The sequence below is a fragment of the Kitasatospora sp. P5_F3 genome (assembly GCF_054049135.1).
Genome location: NZ_JBFUMY010000004.1, coordinates 1 through 19,374 on the forward strand (window position 1 = coordinate 1; position 19,374 = coordinate 19,374).

The 19,374-nt window shown below is 72.7% G+C and carries 14 protein-coding genes and 1 riboswitch; of the genes, 11 read left to right on the top strand and 3 right to left on the bottom strand.

The genetic code is table 11. The features are described 5' to 3' along the window. Nucleotides 1-1,193: SUKH-4 family immunity protein (locus tag ACXJMZ_RS02535; RefSeq protein WP_457028318.1), on the top strand; the 1,193-nt coding region annotated here is incomplete at its 5' end. 200 nt (nucleotides 1,194-1,393) lie between these two features. Continuing rightward, on the top strand, nucleotides 1,394-2,551 hold the full coding sequence (locus ACXJMZ_RS02540; protein ID WP_457028319.1) for a hypothetical protein: 1,158 nt from the start codon (nucleotides 1,394-1,396) through the stop codon (nucleotides 2,549-2,551). 7 nt (nucleotides 2,552-2,558) lie between these two features. Here ACXJMZ_RS02540 and ACXJMZ_RS02545 read toward each other — a convergent pair whose 3' ends face one another. Further along, nucleotides 2,559-3,872 carry a nucleotide sugar dehydrogenase gene (locus ACXJMZ_RS02545; protein WP_457028320.1) on the bottom strand — a complete coding sequence of 438 codons (1,314 nt, stop codon included), beginning with the start codon at nucleotides 3,870-3,872 and terminating at the stop codon, nucleotides 2,559-2,561. 530 nt (nucleotides 3,873-4,402) lie between these two features. Between ACXJMZ_RS02545 and mfd the strand changes: the two genes are divergently transcribed. Continuing rightward, nucleotides 4,403-8,017, top strand: a complete 3,615-nt coding sequence (gene mfd, locus ACXJMZ_RS02550) for a transcription-repair coupling factor (RefSeq protein ID WP_457028321.1) — start codon at nucleotides 4,403-4,405, stop codon at nucleotides 8,015-8,017. 95 nt (nucleotides 8,018-8,112) lie between these two features. Here mfd and ACXJMZ_RS02555 read toward each other — a convergent pair whose 3' ends face one another. Further along, nucleotides 8,113-8,715: a DUF4352 domain-containing protein gene (locus tag ACXJMZ_RS02555; RefSeq protein WP_457028322.1), complete on the bottom strand. Its 603-nt coding sequence runs from the start codon at nucleotides 8,713-8,715 to the stop codon at nucleotides 8,113-8,115. A 181-nt stretch (nucleotides 8,716-8,896) separates the two neighbouring features. Between ACXJMZ_RS02555 and ACXJMZ_RS02560 the strand changes: the two genes are divergently transcribed. From ACXJMZ_RS02560 to ACXJMZ_RS02580, 5 genes are all read left to right on the top strand, one after another. After that, nucleotides 8,897-10,993: an N-6 DNA methylase gene (locus ACXJMZ_RS02560; protein WP_457028323.1), complete on the top strand. Its 2,097-nt coding sequence runs from the start codon at nucleotides 8,897-8,899 to the stop codon at nucleotides 10,991-10,993. A gap of 71 nt (nucleotides 10,994-11,064) precedes the next feature. Further along, entirely contained in the window at nucleotides 11,065-11,565 is a 501-nt protein-coding gene (locus ACXJMZ_RS02565; protein WP_457028324.1) for a hypothetical protein, read from the top strand. Next, nucleotides 11,562-13,004, top strand: a complete 1,443-nt coding sequence (locus ACXJMZ_RS02570) for a serine/threonine-protein kinase (protein WP_457028325.1) — start codon at nucleotides 11,562-11,564, stop codon at nucleotides 13,002-13,004. The genes ACXJMZ_RS02565 and ACXJMZ_RS02570 overlap by 4 nt, the downstream gene beginning before the upstream one ends. 130 nt (nucleotides 13,005-13,134) lie before the next feature. Continuing rightward, the gene (locus tag ACXJMZ_RS02575; protein ID WP_457028326.1) at nucleotides 13,135-13,776 is read left to right on the top strand and encodes a SurA N-terminal domain-containing protein; all 642 of its coding nucleotides are present in this window, start codon (nucleotides 13,135-13,137) and stop codon (nucleotides 13,774-13,776) included. 28 nt (nucleotides 13,777-13,804) lie between these two features. Then, nucleotides 13,805-14,791 carry a MazG family protein gene (locus tag ACXJMZ_RS02580; RefSeq protein WP_457028327.1) on the top strand — a complete coding sequence of 329 codons (987 nt, stop codon included), beginning with the start codon at nucleotides 13,805-13,807 and terminating at the stop codon, nucleotides 14,789-14,791. Between the two features lie 161 nt (nucleotides 14,792-14,952). Here ACXJMZ_RS02580 and ACXJMZ_RS02585 read toward each other — a convergent pair whose 3' ends face one another. After that, nucleotides 14,953-15,360 carry an SDR family NAD(P)-dependent oxidoreductase gene (locus tag ACXJMZ_RS02585; protein WP_057227359.1) on the bottom strand — a complete coding sequence of 136 codons (408 nt, stop codon included), beginning with the start codon at nucleotides 15,358-15,360 and terminating at the stop codon, nucleotides 14,953-14,955. A 160-nt stretch (nucleotides 15,361-15,520) separates the two neighbouring features. On the opposite strand from ACXJMZ_RS02585, the gene ACXJMZ_RS02590 reads away from it, so the two are divergent. The 3 genes from ACXJMZ_RS02590 (at nucleotide 15,521) to eno (ending at nucleotide 19,365) form a co-directional block, all read left to right on the top strand. Beyond that, a complete protein-coding gene (locus tag ACXJMZ_RS02590) occupies nucleotides 15,521-16,780 on the top strand; it encodes a cytochrome P450 family protein (protein WP_457028328.1) in 1,260 nt (419 codons plus the stop codon). A 211-nt stretch (nucleotides 16,781-16,991) separates the two neighbouring features. Continuing rightward, nucleotides 16,992-17,142, top strand: a riboswitch (cyclic di-AMP (ydaO/yuaA leader). Nucleotides 17,143-17,147: 5 nt separating this feature from the next. Continuing rightward, nucleotides 17,148-17,867 (top strand): transglycosylase family protein, encoded by a 720-nt coding sequence (locus ACXJMZ_RS02595; protein WP_457028329.1) that lies wholly within the window; start codon nucleotides 17,148-17,150, stop codon nucleotides 17,865-17,867. 211 nt (nucleotides 17,868-18,078) lie between these two features. Continuing rightward, nucleotides 18,079-19,365, top strand: a complete 1,287-nt coding sequence (eno, locus tag ACXJMZ_RS02600; protein WP_457028330.1) for a phosphopyruvate hydratase — start codon at nucleotides 18,079-18,081, stop codon at nucleotides 19,363-19,365. Nucleotides 19,366-19,374 lie beyond the last annotated feature (9 nt).

The following is a 19,374-nucleotide window of genomic DNA, read 5'->3' on the forward strand; positions in this document are numbered from 1 at the left end:
GTGCGGGCCGGGGTCCGAGCGCGCCGCCGCCGCCCCCGCCCGCCGAGCTGCGCTCCCCGCCGGCCCAGCCCGCACCCGGCTCCGTACCGGTCCCGGGTGCGCCGCCGGTCGGCTACGGCTACCCGGACGCCGCCTCGCTGGGCGCCCCGGCCCCGGCCGCGCCCCCGGCGCCGATGCCCGTGCCGCCGCCACAGCCGGTGAACCCGGGCCTGCCGTCGATCGGCCCCGGCAGCAGCGCGGTGGTCCGCTACCGGGGTCCGGACGGCTCCGAGCAGACCCTGATCCAGCGCAGCGAGCCCGGCACCCCGCACCCGGAGTGGAAGGCGCTCCAGGAGCTGCGCCGGCTCAACGTCCCGCCGGACCAGGTGCTCGAACTGCACACCGACCTGGAGTGCTGCGACCTGCCCGGCGGCTACTGCCTGCGGATGGTCCGGGCGGCCTGGCCGAACGTCCGGCTCAGCCACACCGCCGCGTACGGCCGCGACCAGCAGGCCAGGCAGGCCGGGATGGCGGTGCTGCTGGACCACGTGGACCAGCTGCACCAGCTCGCGGCCGCACCGCAGCGCCCCCGTCCGGTCCGCGCGCCGCTGCCGCAGCCCGGTGCGCTCTCCGGTGCGCCGGTACCGCTGCCGCCGGCCGGACCGCAGCAGCTGGCGGCCGAGCTCGGTCAGGTCTTCGGCCCCGGCGTGTTCCGGTTCGAGCAGCGCGCGGTCTCCCGGCAGGGCGTACCCGAGCCGGTCGCGCAGACCCTGATGTGGGCCGGGCTGCCGCGCGACTTCGCGCCGTTCTTCTGGGCCCAGGCCCAGGAGGGCCGCCCGATCCCGACCCTCGCCGAGCTGGCCGCCGAGCGCGGCCTGCCCGCCGGGCCGGACTTCGGCGGCTACCTGGTGCTGGGCAACGACTACGGCCGTCAGCTCTGCGTCCAGTACGGCACCGCGGCGGTGGTGGCGGTGGACCTGGAGAACGGCGGCGAGGTCCCGCGCTTCGTCAACACCGGCGTCCCGGAGTTCGTCCGCTCGCTGGCCCTGCTGGGCCGGATGTGGCGGCTGCGCTACGGGCTGACGCCCGATCAGGCGGGCCGCTGGACCACCGATTTCCAGGCCCAGCTGCTGGCCGTCGACCCGGCCGCCCTGCAGTCGCCGGAGACCTGGTGGGCGGTGCTGCTGGAGCAGTTCTGGGACGGGCTGTTCTGATCCGAACCGAGTCACGGCCGAGGTGAGCTCGGTCACCCGGAGCTGGGGTGGAGCCATGTCGGATGGCCTTACCCCGGCTCTGCCTTGTTTGGGTTTCGATCCCATCTGCGCAAAATAGGTCAAGAGGAACGTCGTACCGGCGCTCCGCCAGCACGTCCGCCACCGGGGCTCCGTAGCCCGCGAGCACGAGGGGAAGAGCCATGAGCGACGCAGTCTCCCAGCACGGCTTCACCGCTGCCCGACGGGGCTATGCGCCCGAGCAGGTCGACGCGGCACTGGCCGCGTTCACGGTCGACCGGGACCGAGCGTGGGAGCAGCTCGGCGTGCTCGGCGCGGGTGCCCGCGAGATGGAGAAGCGGCTCGCCGAGGTCGTCAAGGCCGCCGAGGACGCACCCGACCCGGACTACGCGGCGCTCAGCGACCAGGCGGTCAAGCTGATGGCCATCGCCCAGGCCGAGGCACTGGCCGTCCGGGAGCTCGCCGAGCGCGCCGCCGAGGACGCCAGGGACGACGCGTACGAGGCCGGGCAGGCGGCCGCCAGCGCCGCCAAGGAGTTCGCCGCCACCACCCGGGGCGACGCCGACCAGGCCGCCCGCCGGACCGAGGAGCGGACCAGGGCCGAGGCGGAGAAGCTCCGCGCGGCCGCCGACGCGGAGGCCAGGGCGATCCGGGACGGCGCGACCGCTGCCGCCGCCAAGGTCCGGGTCGCCGCGGCCGAGGCCGAGGAACTGTCCGAGGACAAGCTGGCCGAGCGGCGCCGCCGGGCCGACGAGACCTTCACCGCCGCCGAGGCCAAGGCCGACGCCGAGGACGCCGAGATCTCGGCGACCGCCGAGAGCCGCCTCAAGGAGGCCGAGCAGCACCGCGAGTCGGTGCTCGCCCAGATCAAGCAGGCCGACGCCCAGGCGAACGCCAAGGCCGAGGAGCTGATCGCGAAGGCCCGGAGCGAGGCGGAGAAGATCCAGTCCGCGAGCGAGCGCGAGCAGCGCGAGTTCGCCGCCGAGCTGGAGCAGGTGCAGCAGCACCTCGACCACATCAAGCAGACCCTGGCCGCCCTCACCGGCGCGGTGGTCGGCCAGATCGAGAAGCCGCCGCAGACCGAGGCCGAGCCGCAGGACGTACCGAAGGACGCGCCCCAGGACACACCGAGGGACGCGCCGAAGGACATGGTCAAGGACCAGCCCGTCGACGCACCCACCACCGTGATCCCGGCGATCCCGGCCGTCCCGGCGAAGCCCCCGGCCCCGCCGGCCGCCCCTGCTCCCAAGCCCGGCGACGCGGAGACCCGGGTCATCCCCAGGATCGTGATCGTGGACGAGGGCCACGAGTACCCCAGCGAGGTGATCCGCCGGGGCTGACGACCCGTCAGAGCACCTCGACTGCCGCCCCGGTGAGCCGGCGGCGGCAGTCCAGGATGTAGCGGGCGTGCGTGGTGACGGCCTCGTAGTCGAAGTCGTCGTGGTCGGCGAGCAGCACGACGGCGTCGGCGGCGGCCAGCTCCTCGGGGGTGGCCTCGACCCGGCGGACGGCGGCGAACGGGTCGCCGTGGCTGTCCGGTTCGGCGGCCCGCTGGCCGGGGATCACCGGGTCGGGCATGTGGACGCCGACCACCACGTGCGGGTCGGCGGCGTGCACCTCGGCCCCCATCCGGACCAGCAGCTCGGCCACCCGGGCGGCCGGGGTCTCCCGGGCGTCGCCGGTGTTCTTCTTGTACGCCAGGCCGAGCAGCAGCACCCGGGAGCCCTTGACCGACCGCTGACGGTCGTTCAGCGCCTCGGTCAGCCGGCGCACCACGTAGTCGGGCATGTGGCTGTTCACGTCGTTGGCCAGCTCGACGAACCGGAACGACTGCCCGAGCGCCCGCTCCACCCGCCAGGACAGGTAGGACGGGTCGATCGGCAGGCAGTGCCCGCCGACACCCGGGCCCGGGGTGAAGCGCAGATAGCCGAACGGCTTGGTGGAGGCGGCGTCGATCGCCTCCCAGACGTCGATGCCGAGGTCGTGCGCGAACATCGCCAGCTCGTTCACCAGCGCGATGTTGACGTGCCGGAAGGTGTTCTCCAGCAGCTTGGTCAGCTCGGCCTCCTTGGTGGAGGAGACCGGCACGGTGCGCTCGACCAGCTGGGCGTAGAAGCCGTCCACCGCCGCCAGCCCGGCCGGCGAGGTGCCGGAGACCACCTTGGGGGTGTTCTCCAGCTTCCAGGTCGGGTTGCCCGGGTCGATCCGCTCCGGGCTGTAGCCGAGGTGGAAGTCCTGGCCGGCCGTCAGCCCCGAGCCCTGCTCCAGGATCGGGGCGAGCAGCTCCTCGGTGGTGCCCGGGTAGGTGGTGGACTCCAGCACCACGGTGGCCCCCGGGCGCAGGTACTGCGCCAGCAGCCGGGCCGAGGACTCGATGTACGAGAGGTCCGGCACCCCGTCCCGGAGCGGCGTCGGCACGGTGATCACGGCGACGTCGAAGCCCGCCACCTCTGCCGGGTCGGCGGTCGGCTGGTACGCCCCGCTCTCCAGCAGCGGCCGCAGCCGTGCCGCCGGGATGTCCTCGACGTACGACTCGCCGAGGGCCAGCCGCTTGATCCGCCGCTCGTCCACGTCGTACCCGACCACCTGGTGCCCGACCTCGGCGGCCCGGACCGCCAGTGGCAGCCCCACATACCCCTGGCCTGCGATGACGACGCGCATGACGAAGTACCCCCTCCATCGCGATTCACGGTGTCCCCACACCGTCTTCACACGAGAGAGTACGGAGCCCGGCCGGGCCGCGTGGGCCTTCGGGCAAAGTGGCGGGAACGGTGTTGTCCCGGAAAAAGCAGGTGCCGTGGTGCCCTTCAGGAAAGGGCACCACGGCTCCCGCGAATGGGCGCGGGCGCCCCCACCCAGGGCCGCCCGGCCACGCACTCCGACCCCCATCGGGGTGCGTCCGTGCCACCACAGCCATCCCCCACGGTTGGATGCGGCGGGCACGAACACCATCCTGCGCGATCACCATGGACGGGCAGTGACAGCAATATGTCGAGTTCGTGATCTGTGGGGTGCCGGGTCTTCGGGGAAACGCCCCGGCTTGCCCTGATCTCCGCCGGTCGTTGCTCACGGCGGCGGGTGCCCCGTCGGCGTAGGCTGGAGACCCCCGGGGCGCTCCGCGTTTCGGGCTGTTCGCGTTGCCCGGCCGGTCGCTCCGGCGCCTGGGCATTCCAGCCGTGGAGCCGAGAAGTATGAGCCTGTCCGGACTGCTCGATGTCGTCGTACGGGACGCCGCCCTCGCCGAGGCGATCGAGGCCGCGGCTGCCGGGCAGCGGCAGCACCTCGACCTGGTGGGACCGCCCGCCGCCCGCCCGTTCGCGATCGCCGCGCTGGCCCGGTCGTTGGCCGGGAAGGCGGGGGAGCGCGGCCGCCCGGTGCTGGCGGTGACCGCCACCGGCCGGGAGGCGGAGGACCTGGCGGCCAGCCTGCGTTCGCTGCTCCCGCCGGACGCGGTGGCGGAGTTCCCCGCGTGGGAGACGCTGCCGCATGAGCGGCTGTCACCGCGCTCGGACACCGTCGGCCGCCGCCTCGCGGTGCTGCGCCGGATCGTCCACCCGCGCGCCGACGACCCGGCGGCCGGGCCGGTGCAGGTGATCGTGGCCCCGGTCCGCTCGGTGCTGCAGCCGCAGGTGAAGGGGCTGGCCGAGCTGGAGCCGGTGGCGCTGCTGCGGGGTGAGCAGCACGATCTGGAGCAGGTGGCCAGGAAGCTCGCGGCCGCTGCCTACTCCCGGGTCGAACTGGTCGAGAAGCGCGGTGAGTTCGCCGTCCGCGGCGGCATCCTGGACGTCTTCCCGCCGACCGAGGAGCACCCGCTCCGGGTGGAGTTCTGGGGCGACGACGTCGAGGAGATCCGGTTCTTCAAGATCGCCGACCAGCGCTCGCTGGAGATCGCCGAACACGGCCTCTGGGCACCGCCCTGCCGTGAGCTGCTGCTCACCGACGAGGTGCGGGCCAAGGCCGCCGAGCTGGCGGCGCGTCACCCGGAGCTGGCCGAGATCCTGGACAAGATCGCCCAGGGCATCGCGGTCGAGGGCATGGAGTCGCTGGCGCCGGTCCTGGTGGACGAGATGGAGCTGCTGCTCGACGTGCTGCCGAGCGGCTCGGTCGCGGTGGTCTGCGACCCGGAGCGGGTCCGGACCCGGGCGGCCGACCTGGTGGCGACCAGTCAGGAGTTCCTGCACGCCTCCTGGGTGGCGGCGGCCTCCGGCGGTGACCGGCCGATCGACATCGAGATGATCGACGTCTCGGCGGCCTCGCTCTGGTCGCTGGCCGACGTCCGGGAGCACGCGGGCGAGGTCGGCCTGCCCTGGTGGTCCGTCAGCCCCTTTGCCACCAGCGACTCGAGCGTGACGGAGATCCTGGAGTTCGACGCCAACACCCTCACCCTCGGTATGCACGCCGTCGAGGCGTACCGGGGCGACACCGCCCGCGCCATCGCGGACGCCAAGGAACGGCTGAACGCCGACTGGCGGGTCGTCATGGTGACCGAGGGCCACGGACCGGCCTCCCGGCTGGCCGAGGTGCTGGCCGGCGAGGGCATCGCGGCCCGGCTGGTCGCCGACCTGGCCGAGGCGCCGACCCGGGACGTCGTGTACGTCTCCTGCGGCTCGATCGAGCACGGCTTCGTGGACGAGCAGCTCAAGCTGACCGTGATCACCGAGACCGACCTGTCCGGCCAGAAGTCCTCCACCAAGGACATGCGCCGGATGCCCTCGCGGCGCCGGAACGCGATCGACCCGCTGGCCCTGGCGGCCGGCGACTACGTGGTGCACGAGGCGCACGGCGTCGGCCGGTACGTGGAGATGGTGCAGCGCACCGTGCAGGGCGCCACCCGCGAGTACCTGGTGCTGGAGTACGCGCCCGCGAAGCGCGGCCACCCCGGCGACCGGCTGTTCGTGCCGACCGACCAGCTGGACCAGGTGACCAAGTACGTCGGCGGCGAGGCCCCGACCCTGCACCGGCTCGGCGGGGCGGACTGGGCGAAGACCAAGCAGCGGGCCAAGAAGGCCGTGCGCGAGATCGCCGGGGACCTGATCAAGCTGTACTCGGCCCGGATGGCCGCGCCGGGCCACACCTTCGGCCCGGACACCCCCTGGCAGCGCGAGCTGGAGGACGCGTTCCCGTACGCGGAGACGCCCGACCAGCTGACCACCATCGCCGAGGTCAAGTCGGACATGGAGAAGTCGGTCCCGATGGACCGGCTGATCTGCGGCGACGTCGGCTACGGCAAGACCGAGATCGCGGTCAGGGCGGCGTTCAAGGCGGTGCAGGACGGCAAGCAGGTGGCCGTGCTGGTGCCGACCACGCTGCTGGTGCAGCAGCACTTCTCCACCTTCGCCGAGCGGTACGCCAACTTCCCGGTGGTGGTGAAGGCACTCTCCCGGTTCCAGAGCGACAGCGAGGCGAAGGCCGTGCTGGAGGGCCTGTTCGAGGGCTCGGTGGACGTGGTGATCGGCACCCACCGGCTGTTCTCCTCCGAGACGAAGTTCAAGGACCTCGGCCTGGTCATCGTCGACGAGGAGCAGCGCTTCGGCGTCGAGCACAAGGAGCAGCTGAAGAAGCTCCGGGCCAACGTGGACGTGCTGACCATGTCGGCCACCCCGATCCCGCGCACCCTGGAGATGGCGGTCACCGGCATCCGGGAGATGTCCACCATCACCACCCCGCCGGAGGAGCGGCACCCGGTGCTGACCTTCGTCGGCCCGTACGACGAGAAGCAGATCTCGGCCGCGATCCGGCGTGAACTCCTGCGCGAGGGCCAGGTGTTCTACATCCACAACCGGGTCGAGTCGATCGACAAGGCGGCCGCCCGGCTGAAGGAGCTGGTGCCCGAGGCGCGGATCGCCACCGCGCACGGGCAGATGGGGGAGAACCTGCTGGAGAAGGTGGTGGTGGACTTCTGGGAGAAGGAGTTCGACGTGCTGGTCTCCACCACCATCGTGGAGTCGGGCATCGACATCTCGAACGCCAACACCCTGATCGTGGAGCGCGGCGACACCTTCGGCCTGTCCCAGCTGCACCAGCTGCGCGGCCGGGTGGGCCGTGGCCGCGAGCGCGGCTACGCCTACATGCTGTACCCGCCGGAGAAGCCGCTCACCGAGACCGCGCACGAGCGTCTGGCCACCATCGCCCAGCACACCGAGATGGGTGCGGGTATGTACGTGGCGATGAAGGACCTGGAGATCCGCGGCGCGGGCAACCTGCTCGGCGGCGAGCAGTCCGGGCACATCGCGGGCGTCGGCTTCGACCTCTACATGCGGATGGTCGGCGAGGCGGTGGCGGAGTTCCGCGACTCGTTGGCCAGTGGCGGCGCGGAGCCGGAGGAGGAGCCGCTGGAGGTGAAGATCGAGCTGCCGGTGGACGCCCACGTGCCGCACGACTACGCCCCCGGTGAGCGGCTGCGCCTGCAGGCGTACCGCTCGATCGCGGCGGTCAACTCCGAGGAGGACATCGTCCAGGTCCGCGAGGAGCTGACGGACCGTTACGGCAAGCTGCCGGAGGCGGTGGAGAACCTGCTGCTGGTCGCGGCCCTGCGGCTGTACGCGCGGCGCTGCGGGATCGGTGACATCACGCTGGCCGGGGCGAACGTCCGGTTCGGGCCGGTGGAGCTGCGCGAGTCGCAGCAGCTGCGGCTGAACCGGATCTACCCGCGCAGCCAGGTCAAGGCCGCCGCCCGGCAGCTGCTGGTGCCCCGGCCGGCCACCGGCCGGATCGGCGGCAAGCCGCTGGTCGGGCGTGAACTGCTGGACTGGTGCCGGGAGTTCCTGACCACGATGTTCGACGACCTGGCGGGCGCGAAGAGGTAACTGTCTGCAGTGGTGCGCCGTGTCGGCGGTCTCGGGCCGGGTGCCCGAGGCCGCCGTGGTGTTTCCTGGCCGGCTGACCGTCAGCCGAGCGACCGTCAGCCGAGCTTCCACTGGCCGGTCTGCGGGGCGAAGCCGCTGTCCAGGGTGAACTGGACCTTGTCGAGCTTGGCGTCGGCGGGCACCTCGAAGGTGAGGAAGCCGAGGCCGCTCTCGCCCGCGGCGATGGTGGTGCCGGCCGCGAAGGACGGGCCCGCCTTGGTGTCGTCCAGGCTGGTGTTGAAGGCCTGGCCCTGGGCGTCGATCAGCTTGGCGCTGTTGGACGGCGAGTCGTTGTAGCCCTTGCCGGTGGCCTTGATCCGGAACTGGACGGCGACGAAGCGCTTGCCGTCGGCCGGCTTGCTGAACTCGTCGACGCCCTCGGCGTTGTCGACCAGCTTCACCGCGGTGACGTCGGCGGTGGTGTCCGCGAGGTTGCCCTTGAGGGCGATGGTGTCGCCGAGCTTGGCGGCAGCCTTCGCGCCCTCCGCGCTCTTGCCCGGGTCGGCGGCCTTGCTGCCGTCGGCCGAGGCGGTGGCGGCCGGCTTCGCCTCGGTGGAGACCGAGGGCTTGGTGTCGGTGCAGGCGGTGGCGCCGAGGACGACCAGGCCCGCGCTGAGCAGCAGGGCGGCGCGGCGGCGGGTGGTGGTGGCGATGGCCATGTCGAACTCCCAGGGTCTCGGGCTGCTTTGCGGCGACTGCCGCTTGCGATGGGTAGATCACATCATCTGCTGTGAACGATGTCAACACTGATTCACGAAAGCTCTCTGTTCACGCGTGAACGAGACGTCAAAGGGTCGATCGCTATGCTGTGTGGTCACACCTCGCCCCGAAGGAGCCCAGATGCCGGACCGCCCCGAGGTGACCGCCGTCGAGATCGCCAGGCTGGCGGGGGTCGGCCGGGCCGCCGTCAGCAACTGGCGCCGCCGCCACCCCGACTTCCCGCGCCCGGTCGGTGGCAGCGACAGCAGCCCCACCTTCCGGCTCGACCAGGTCGAGCGGTGGCTGCGCGAGCAGGGCAAGATCGCCGAGCTGCCGCTGATCGAGCAGACCTGGCGTCAGCTGGAGACCCTGCGCGATCCGGCCGGTCACCCGGCCGGCGCCGTCCCGGCCGCCGGGGCCTTCCTGCTGCTGCTGCACCGCGCCCCGGCCGCCTGGCCCGCGCTGGCCGGCGAGCCCGACACCACGCTGGCCACCGCGCTGCCCCGGGAGCTGCGCCGACTGACCGTCAGCGCCCTCGGCCCTGACGCCCCCGGCCTGCTAGACCTGCCCGCCCTGGCCGGGGCCACCTACCTCGACCTGGCCAGGATGCTGGCCCGGCTGGCCGGACAGCACGGCCCGGTGGCCGCGTACGAGCAACTGCTGGCCCGGCACGCCGAGGCGAACAGCCGTCAGCTCAGCCCCACTCCGCCGGAGGCCGCCGCGCTGCTCGGCGCGCTGGCCGGGCAGCCCGCCTCGGTGCTCGATCCGGCCTGCGGCCTCGGTGCCCTGCTGCTCGCGGTGCCCGGCGCGGCCCACCGGTCGGGCCAGGAGGCCGACCCGGTGCTCGGCGCGCTGGCCCTGCTCCGGCTGGCGCTGCACACCCCCGCCGACACCCCGGGCCCGCTCGGCCTGGACCTGCGCCCGGGCAGCGCCCTGCGGGCCGACGCCCACCCCGGCGGGCTCGCCGACGCGGTGCTCTGCCAGCCCCCGTACAACGAGCGCGACTGGGGCCACGACGAGCTCCAGTACGACAGCCGCTGGCTGGCCGGGGTGGTCCCGCCGCGCGGCGAGTCCGAACTCGCCTGGGTGCTGCACTGCCTGGCGCACACCGCACCGGGCGGCCTGGCCGCGCTGCTGCTGCCGCCGACCGTCGCCTCCCGCCGGGCGGGCCGCCGGGTCCGGGCCGAACTGCTGCGCAGCGGCGCGCTGCGCGCGGTGGTCGCACTGCCCGCCGGGGCCGCCCCGCCGTACGGCGTGCCGCTGCACCTGTGGGTGCTGCGCAGGCCCGCGCCCGGCGACGGCTTCCGCCAGGTGCTGCTGCTGGACGCCGTCCAGGCCGCCCCGGGCGACGGTGGCCGGGACCGGATCGACTGGCCGCAGCTGCACCGCACGGTGCTGGACGCCTGGCGCGGCTTCGACGCCGCCGCCACGGCCGGTACCGCGCTGCCCGCCGACCGGCCCGGGGTGCACCGGGCGGTGCCCGCGATCGACCTGCTCGACGACGAGACCGACCTGTCCCCGGCCCGCCACCTCCCGCCGGCCGCACCGGCCGGGGACGCCGACGGGCTGACCCACCTTCAACTCCGGCTGGCCGAACGGTTCGCCGCGCTGGCCGAGCCGGACGCCCTGCTGCCCCGGGTCAGCCCGGTGACCGGGGCCGGGACGGTCCCGGCCGTCACGGTCGGCGAACTCGCCAGGTCCGGCGCCCTGGAGGTGTACCCGGCGGGCCAGGGCGCCCCGGCCCGCACGCCGCTCGGCCCGGGGGAGACCGCGTTGCTCACCGACCACGACCTGATCAACGGTCACCCGCCGACTGCCTCATCGGCCGCCGAGGGCCCGGTCCCGACCGCCCGCCCGGGGGACGTGCTGGTGCCCGCGCTGGCCACCTCCGCCGCCCGGGTGGTCCGGCCGGGCGACCCCTACGACGGCGCCGCGCTCGGCGCCCGGGTGCACCTGCTGCGCCCCGACCCGGCGCAGCTCGACCCCGACCACCTGGCCGGCCTGCTGCGGGCCACCGACGCCACCCGGCGGGCCAGCAGCTACGCGTCCGGCACCACCCGGCTGGACATCCGCCGGTTCGAGCTGCCCCGCCTCCCGGTCGAGCGGCAGCGCGAACTCGGCGCCGCCTTCCGCCGGATCGCCGACTTCGAGGCCGCCCTCCAGCAGGCCACCGGGCTGGCCAGGACGCTCACCCAGGGACTGACCGACGGGCTGGCGGCGGGCACCCTGGAACCCTGAGACCGTCCGGCAGTTGGGGGTGGCGGAGGGTAGCGTGTGCGGGAACGTTCAGTCCTCGTACGGGAGTCCGCATGGCAGGTCAGCAGTTCGGCGCGCCGGGTCCGTTCCGGGTCGGGCCGAAGATCCTGTTCTGTCTCGTGCCGCTGCTCAGCCTCGGGCTGCTCGGCCTGGTGCCCTCGCTGGTGCTGGCACTGCGCCGCAGGCGGGCGGTGGACGTGCTCGGCGCCGTCGTGTTCGTGCTGCTCCAACTCACCCTGTACGTCAGCATCGGACTCTCGAAGCCGGACGCCCAGGACTCCTTCAGCCTGATCGGCGGCCTCGCCCTGATGGTGCTCTGGCTCGGCGCGCCGGTGCACTTCCTGGTGCTCGACGCGCGGGGCGGCGCGGCGAAGGCCGTACCGCCGGCGCAGCCCGGTGCCTGGTACCCGCCGCCGCAGTACCCGGCCGCCCCGCCGACCCCGCCGCAGCCGGTGCCGGTGCAGCCCGCACCGCAGGCGTCCGCGCCGACCCAGGACGACCTGCAGCAGCTCGGTGAACTGTTGCGCCGTCAGGCCCAGGACGGCAGCCGGTGACCGTCTCCCGGGTGATCGCCGACCGCTACCGGCTGGCGGAGAAGATCGGCCACGGCGGCATGGGCCAGGTCTGGGCCGGGCACGACGAGCGGCTCGGCCGCCGGGTCGCGGTCAAGCTGCTCCGTACCGACCTGCTCAACTCCGCCGACGGCACCGGGGCCGACGCCACCACCAGCCGCAGCGACGAGCTGCGCCGCCGGTTCCTGCGCGAGTGCCGGGTCACCGCCGCGCTCGACCATCCCGGCCTGGTCACCGTCTTCGACGCGGGGGAGGACGGCGGCGAGCTCTACCTGGTCATGCAGCGCGTGCCCGGCCTCAGCCTGGCCGATCTGATCGCCGAGCAGGAGCCGTTCCCGATCGTCTGGGCGGTCGCCGTGGCCGCCCAGCTGTGCACCGCGCTGGCCGCCGTGCACGCCGTCCCGGTGGTGCACCGCGACCTCAAGCCGAGCAATGTGATGGTCCGTGAGGACGGCCGGGTGGTGCTGCTCGACCTCGGCATCGCCACCGCCCTGGACACCGACGCGACCCGGCTGACGCTGACCGGCGTACCGATCGGCAGCCCCGCCTACATGGCCCCCGAGCAGGCGCTGGCCGGCACCGCCGATCCGCGCAGCGACCTCTACGCGCTCGGCTGCCTGCTGCACGAGATGCTCGCGGGGGAGGCCCCGTTCCGGGCCCCGACCGCCCTCGGGGTGCTCCGGCGGCACGTGGACGAGCCGCCCGCCGCCCTGCGCACCCTCCGCCCCGAGGTGCCCGCCGTACTGGAGACGCTGGTCCTCGACCTGCTCGCCAAGCGCCCCGAGGACCGCCCGGCCGACGCCGGCCAGGTGTACGCCCGGCTGCTGCCGCTGCTCCCGGCCGCCGGGGTCGAACTCCAGCCCCCGGTCGGCCCGTTGCCGGACCCGACCCGGCCGTACCGGTACCCGCACCAGCCCCACCGGCCGCAGTCCGCCGCAGTCCCGGCACCCGCCGCTCCGGTGGACGATCTCACCGGCGCCTTCGCCGAGCTCTCCGACCTGGTCGCCGCCCGGCGGTACGCCGAGGTGACCGAACTGGCCGGCCGACTGCTGCCCCGGGCCCGGGTCCAACTCGGCGACGCCGCACCGCTGGTGCAGACCGTCCGGACCATCTACGCCCGCACCCTGCGCGAGCAGCGGCGTTACCGGGAGGCGCTGGCGGAGTACCGGCAGCTGCTCGCCGACGCCGGGGCCGACCCCGAGCGCAGCTTCGAACTCCGGGAGCAGATCGGCCTGCTCCGGGTCCAGCTGGGTGACCGCGAGGGCGCCTGGCAGTGGCTGCTGGAACTGCTGCTGGAGCGCGAACGGAGCCACGGCCCGCACCACCCGGACGTCCTCCGGCTGCGCACCCACCTGAACGGTCTCGGCTCGGCCACCCCGCCGCCCACCCCGGTCCGGGGCAACCCGTACGCCAACAGCTGAGGGCGGCCGGGGTTCACCCGAAGTAAAGCCGTTTGGCCCGTGCCGATGCTCTTGGCCAAACGTCCCGGAGCTTGGAGACTGTGCACCGTCAGGAGAACCACGCGCACCCCACAACTCCCGGGAGCCCCACGTGATCCGCACCCGCACCGCGCTCCGCCACGGCCGAACCGCCGTCGGCGTCCTGCTCGCCGGGGCCGCCCTGGCCGCCTGTGGCAGTGGGGCACCCCACCAGGGGTCGGCAGCCGTGGTCGGCGGCGAACAGATCTCCATCGCGGCGGTCGAGTCCAGGGTGGCCGGGCTGCGGGACGCCGTCGCGGCCGAGTCGGGCGGTCAGCAGACCACCGAGCGGGCCGGGCTGGTGCGGCGGACGGTCGCCGAACTGGTGCTCAACGAGGTGGTGGCCAAGGCCCTGGCTGACCGTCAACTCACGGTGACCGACGGGGAGATCGACGAGGCCAGGGAGAGCGAGGCCAAGATGCTCGGCGGCATGGCCGAGCTCCAGCGCGAGCTGCTGTTCAAGCAGAGCGTCCCGGCCGGTGACGTCACCGCCTTCTACCGCCAGCAGCTGGGTATCCAGAAGCTCGCCGCCGCCCAGGGCAAGGACGCCCGCAGCGCCGAGGGCGACGCGGTGATCCGGGCCGCCCTCACCGACGCCGGGGCCAAGCTGAAGATCGAGGTCAACCCGCGCTACGGCCAATGGGACGTCCGGCAGATCGGCCTGACCAACACCGTCTCCGACTGGCTCCGGCAGCCCGCGGCCACCGCTGCCTGACCCCGGCCGGGCCAGGTAGGTTCGGAGGGTGGACACTCCGAAGCTGATCCTGCTCACCACCACCCACCGGGTCGCCCCCGGCCTGCTCTCCTGGCCCGCCTGGCAGGCACTGCACGGGGCGGCCCGGGTCCTCGCCGCGGACCCGGACCACCCGCAACTGCCCGCCGTACGCCAGGCCGGCGTCGAGGTGGAACTCGTCGAGCGCGGCACCGCCCCGGCGCTGGCCCGGCTGCTCACCGGCACCGATGGCACCGTGGTGTGGCTCGGCAGCATCGACGGCGACCCCGGGCTGACCGACGCCCTCGCCCGGATCGCGGTCGAGGAGGCCGGCCGGGTCCCCGAGATCGAGCTGCTGCCCGGCTCCTACGACCTGCCCGGCGCCCGACTGCTCGACCTGGCCTCGGTGATGGACCGGCTCCGCTCGCCCGGCGGCTGCCCCTGGGACGCCGAGCAGACCCACGAGTCGCTGGTGAAGTACCTGGTCGAGGAGACCTTCGAACTGGTCGAGGCGATCGAGGAGGGCGACCGCGAGACCTTCCGCGAGGAGCTCGGCGACGTCCTGCTGCAGGTCTTCTTCCACTCCCGGATCGCCGAGGAGGACACCGAGGAGCCGTTCTCCATCGACGACGTCGCGGGCGACATCGTGGAGAAGCTGATGTACCGCCACCCGCACGTCTTCGGTGACGTCGAGGCCACCGGGTCCGCCCAGGTCGAGGCCAACTGGGAGCAGCTCAAGGCCGCCGAGAAGCAGCGCGACTCCATCCTGGACGGGGTCCCCGCCGGGCTGCCCGCACTCGCCTACGCGGCCAAGCTGGTCTCCCGGGTCCGCCGCGCAGGCTTCACCGCCGTCCCCGACGCCCCGTACGCCCTCCCGGCCGAGCTCACCCCGGAGTCGGCGGGCCGCCTGCTCCTCGCGGTCGCCCAACGCGCCTACGACGCCGACGTGGACATCGACGCAGCCCTCCGCACGGCGGCTCGCGCCTACCGCGACGACGTCCGCTCAGCTGAAAGCTGACGTCAGGTATCTACGGTCAGGGGCTCGGGGAACTGCGAGGAGGTCTGGCGCTCGGGTCGAAATGCAAAGTGCCTGACCAGCTACGCAGGTGCAGTGCTTCCGAGGTCGGCGTCGCAGTTCCCCGAGCCCCTGGTGGCTGATGCCTGAGCGCGTGCCAGAACTCAGTGGGAGACCTGGACGCCCCGCTGGCGGGGGATGACCTCGCTGATGGCGTCGCCGATCTGGGCCAGGAGTTCGGCCAGCGGGTCGAGGTGGTCGGGGAGTTCGGCCAGCGCGAGGATGCGTTCGCCGTCGGGGCCGGCCACGCAGAACAGGTCGATCGGGCCGAGGTGCTTCGCGGCGGTGGCCACCAGCGCGGCCACGTCGCTGGGCTGCCGGGCGTCGCCGCTGACGCCGACCACGGGGCAGCCGGGCCGGTCGAGTTCGGTGGCGAGGTCCTCGGCGACCCCGGGGCGTTGGTCGGCGATCAGCATGCCGGCGGCGCCGGCCGCCGCGAACCGACGGGCCAGGCCGATGCCTGAACCGCCTTCGAGCACCGCGATGACCACCACTGCCCCGGCTACCCGCATGGCCTGCTCCTCCCTGAGAGCTACGCCCGGTGGAGCACGCCGCACCGGCGTCCACCGAGACCGTATCGGAGGATCGTAAGCACGCCACGATCCTCCGCAAGAGCAATTACCCGCCAGGTGACCCAGCTCACTCCTCTTCTGGCAGGTTACGGTGCACGACATGCCGGAAACGCACCTGAATCCCCAGCCGGAACTCTTCACCTGGGAGTTCGCCGCCGACCCCTACCCCGCGTACGCGTGGCTGCGCGAGCACGCGCCGGTGCACCGCACCACGCTGCCCAGCGGGGTGGAGGCGTGGCTGGTCACCCGGTACGCGGACGCCCGGCAGGCGTTGGCGGACGGGCGGCTGTCGAAGAACCCGGCGCACCACAGCGGGCAGGCGCACAAGACCGGCCGGGTCGGCATCCCGGGCGAGCGGCAGGCGGATCTGATGACGCATCTGCTGAACATCGACCCGCCGGACCACACCCGGCTGCGGCGGCTGGTGTCGAAGGCGTTCACGCCGCGCCGGGTGGCGGAGTTCGAGCCCAGGGTGCAGCAGTTGACGGACCGGCTGATCGACGACTTCGCGGCCCGTGGCTCGGCCGACCTGATCCACGAGTTCGCCTTCCCGCTCCCCATCTACGCGATCTGCGACCTGCTCGGCGTGCCGCCGGAGGACCAGGACGACCTGCGGGACTGGGCGGGCGCGATGATCCGTCACCACGGCGGGCAGCGCGGCGGGGTGGGGCGGGCGGTGAAGAGGATCCGGACCTACCTGCTGGAGCTGATCCACCGCAAGCGGGCCGACCTGGGTGACGATCTGATCTCCGGTCTGATCAGGGCGAGTGACCACGGTGAGCACCTGACCGAGAACGAGGCCGCGGCGATGGCCTTCATCCTGCTGTTCGCCGGCTTCGAGACCACCATCAACCTGATCGGCAACGGCACCTACGCGCTGCTCCGCAACCCGGCCCAACGTGCGTTGCTGCAGGAGTCGGTGCAGCGCGGCGAGACGGCGCTGCTGGCCACGGCGGTGGAGGAACTGCTGCGCTACGACGGCCCGGTGGAGCTGGCCACCTGGCGGTTCGCCACCGAGCCGCTGACCGTCGGCGGCGTGGACATCCCGGTCGGCGACCCGGTGTTGGTGGTGCTGGCGGCGGCCGACCGGGACCCGGCCAGGTTCGCCGGAGAGAACACCCTGGACCTCGCCCGCAAGGACAATCCGCACCTCGGATTCGGCCACGGCATCCACTACTGCATCGGCGCCCCGCTGGCCCGGCTGGAGGGTCAATTCGCCCTGGCCACGCTGCTGACCAGGCTGCCCGACCTCCAACTGGCCGCCGACCCCGAGGAGCTGCGCTGGCGGGGCGGTCTGATCATGCGCGGGCTGCGGGAGTTGCCGGTGTCGTTCACGCCGGAGGGCGCCGACGTGCGCTGACGGCGTGTCGGTCAGATCTGATCAGGTGTGATCTGAGTACGCATCAATCCGGACATACCAGTGCGGTTTGTGGACGATCTATCGTCTGGCGTGATTTCCGTGTGATGTGTTCGACATAAGCTTGTGATCGATCGGGTCATCTGCTTACTCTCCCTGGTGTTCGCAGCTGCGAACCCCGTGCGCGGAACGCCGAATCCTGCCCGCCGCGCTGCCGGGACACCGACCAGACCCTTGGGCAGGGGCGGGGGACCCAGGTAAGTCGCCGTCCCCCACGGCTTGGGGTGAAGCCGCCAGCAGTGGCGGCCGGGCCACCTCCCGGTCCGAACCCGACAGCTCACCTCGCAGGCGTGCGGAGAGGGACTTCTTCATGCTCTTCACCGGTTCGGGCCGTCATCGTCGTCGTACGCAGGCCGAGAAGATCATCGCCGTCGCGGGTGTCGCGGGCGTCGGCATCGCACTCCCGCTGTTGACCGCCACCGGCGCGCAGGCCGCCCCGGTCGACACCTGGGAGAAGGTCGCCCAGTGCGAGAGTGGCGGCAACTGGAGCATCAACACCGGGAACGGCTTCTACGGCGGACTCCAGTTCACCCCGAGCACCTGGAAGGCGTTCGGCGGTCAGCAGTACGCCGGGCAGGCCAACCAGGCCAGCAAGGGCCAGCAGATCGCCGTCGCCGAGAAGGTGCTCGCCTCCCAGGGCCCGGGCGCCTGGCCGGTCTGCTCGGTCAAGGCCGGTCTGTCCAAGGGTGGTTCGGCCGCCCAGGTGGACACCTCCTCGGACCGTGCCACCCGCTCGGAGACCCGCGCCCCGGCGCCGGCCGCCAAGTCCTCGAAGCAGACCACGCCGAAGGCGTCGGCCGCCCCGAAGCCCGCGACCCCGAAGTCGGCCGCGCCGACGGTGACCGCACCGAAGCACGCCGCGCCGACGACGCCGGCCGCCGGCGGATACACCGTCAAGTCGGGTGACACCCTGTCCGACATCGCCGCTGCCAACGGCCTGAACTGGCAGCAGGTTTACCAGGCCAACCAGTCCGTCATCGGCGGCGACCCGGACCTGATCCTGCCGGGTCAGGTGCTCAAGCTCGGCTGAGTCGCGACCCGCTGATTCACGACACACCGTCAGGCGGGGTCGTACCGGCTTGTTCCGGTACGACCCCGTTTACGGTCATTCAGGTGAACTACCGATGAGTAGCCGGGCCACACGGTGAGACGGGACCAAGGTCAGCGTGGCCCCGGGCTCCGGTGCGGTTAGGCTCTGGTCGTAACGACAACAGATCCCGCTTCCGTCAAGGAGATGCCTCGTGCCGTCCATTGATGTCGTCGTAGCCCGTGAGATTCTCGACTCCCGTGGCAACCCCACGGTCGAGGTCGAGGTCGGTCTGGACGACGGCAGCACCGGCCGTGCCGCCGTCCCGTCGGGTGCTTCCACCGGTGCCTTCGAGGCTCTTGAGCTGCGCGACGGCGACAAGAACCGCTACTTCGGCAAGGGTGTCGAGAAGGCCGTGCTGGCCGTCATCGAGCAGATCGGCCCGGAGCTGGTCGGCTACGACGCCACCGAGCAGCGGCTGATCGACCAGGCCATGCTCGACCTGGACGCCACCCCGGACAAGTCCTCGCTCGGCGCCAACGCGATCCTCGGCGTCTCGCTCGCCGTGGCGCACGCCGCCTCCGAGGCCAGCGACCTGCCGCTGTTCCGCTACCTCGGTGGCCCGAACGCGCACGTGCTGCCCGTCCCGATGATGAACATCCTCAACGGTGGGTCGCACGCCGACTCCAACGTCGACATCCAGGAGTTCATGATCGCGCCGATCGGCGCCGAGTCCTTCTCCGAGGCCGTCCGCTGGGGCGTCGAGGTCTACCACACGCTCAAGGGCGTGCTGAAGGAGCGCGGCCTCTCCACCGGTCTGGGCGACGAGGGCGGCTTCGCGCCGAACCTCGACTCCAACCGTGAGGCCCTCGACCTCATCGTCGAGGCCATCAAGAAGGCCGGCTACACCCCGGGCAAGGACGTCGCGCTCGCCCTGGACGTCGCCGCCTCCGAGTTCTTCAAGGACGGCGCCTACCAGTTCGAGGGCAAGGCGCTCTCCTCCGCCGAGCTGATCGCCTACTACGCCGAGCTGGTCGCCGCGTACCCGCTGGTCTCGATCGAGGACCCGCTGGACGAGCAGGACTGGGACGGCTGGAAGGCCATGACGGACGAGCTGGGCGACAAGGTCCAGCTGGTCGGTGACGACCTGTTCGTCACCAACCCGGTCCGCCTGGCCCGTGGCATCGAGACCGGCACCGCCAACGCGATGCTGGTGAAGGTGAACCAGATCGGTTCGCTGACCGAGACCCTGGACGCCGTCGAGCTGGCCCAGCGCAACGGCTACCGCTGCATGATGTCGCACCGCTCCGGCGAGACCGAGGACGTCACCATCGCCGACCTCGCCGTCGCCACCAACTGCGGCCAGATCAAGACCGGCGCCCCGGCCCGCTCCGAGCGCGTCGCCAAGTACAACCAGCTGCTGCGCATCGAGGAGATCCTCGACGACGCCGCGGAGTACGCCGGCCGTGGCGCGTTCCCGCGGTTCCGTACCGAGGCCTGAGACATCAGG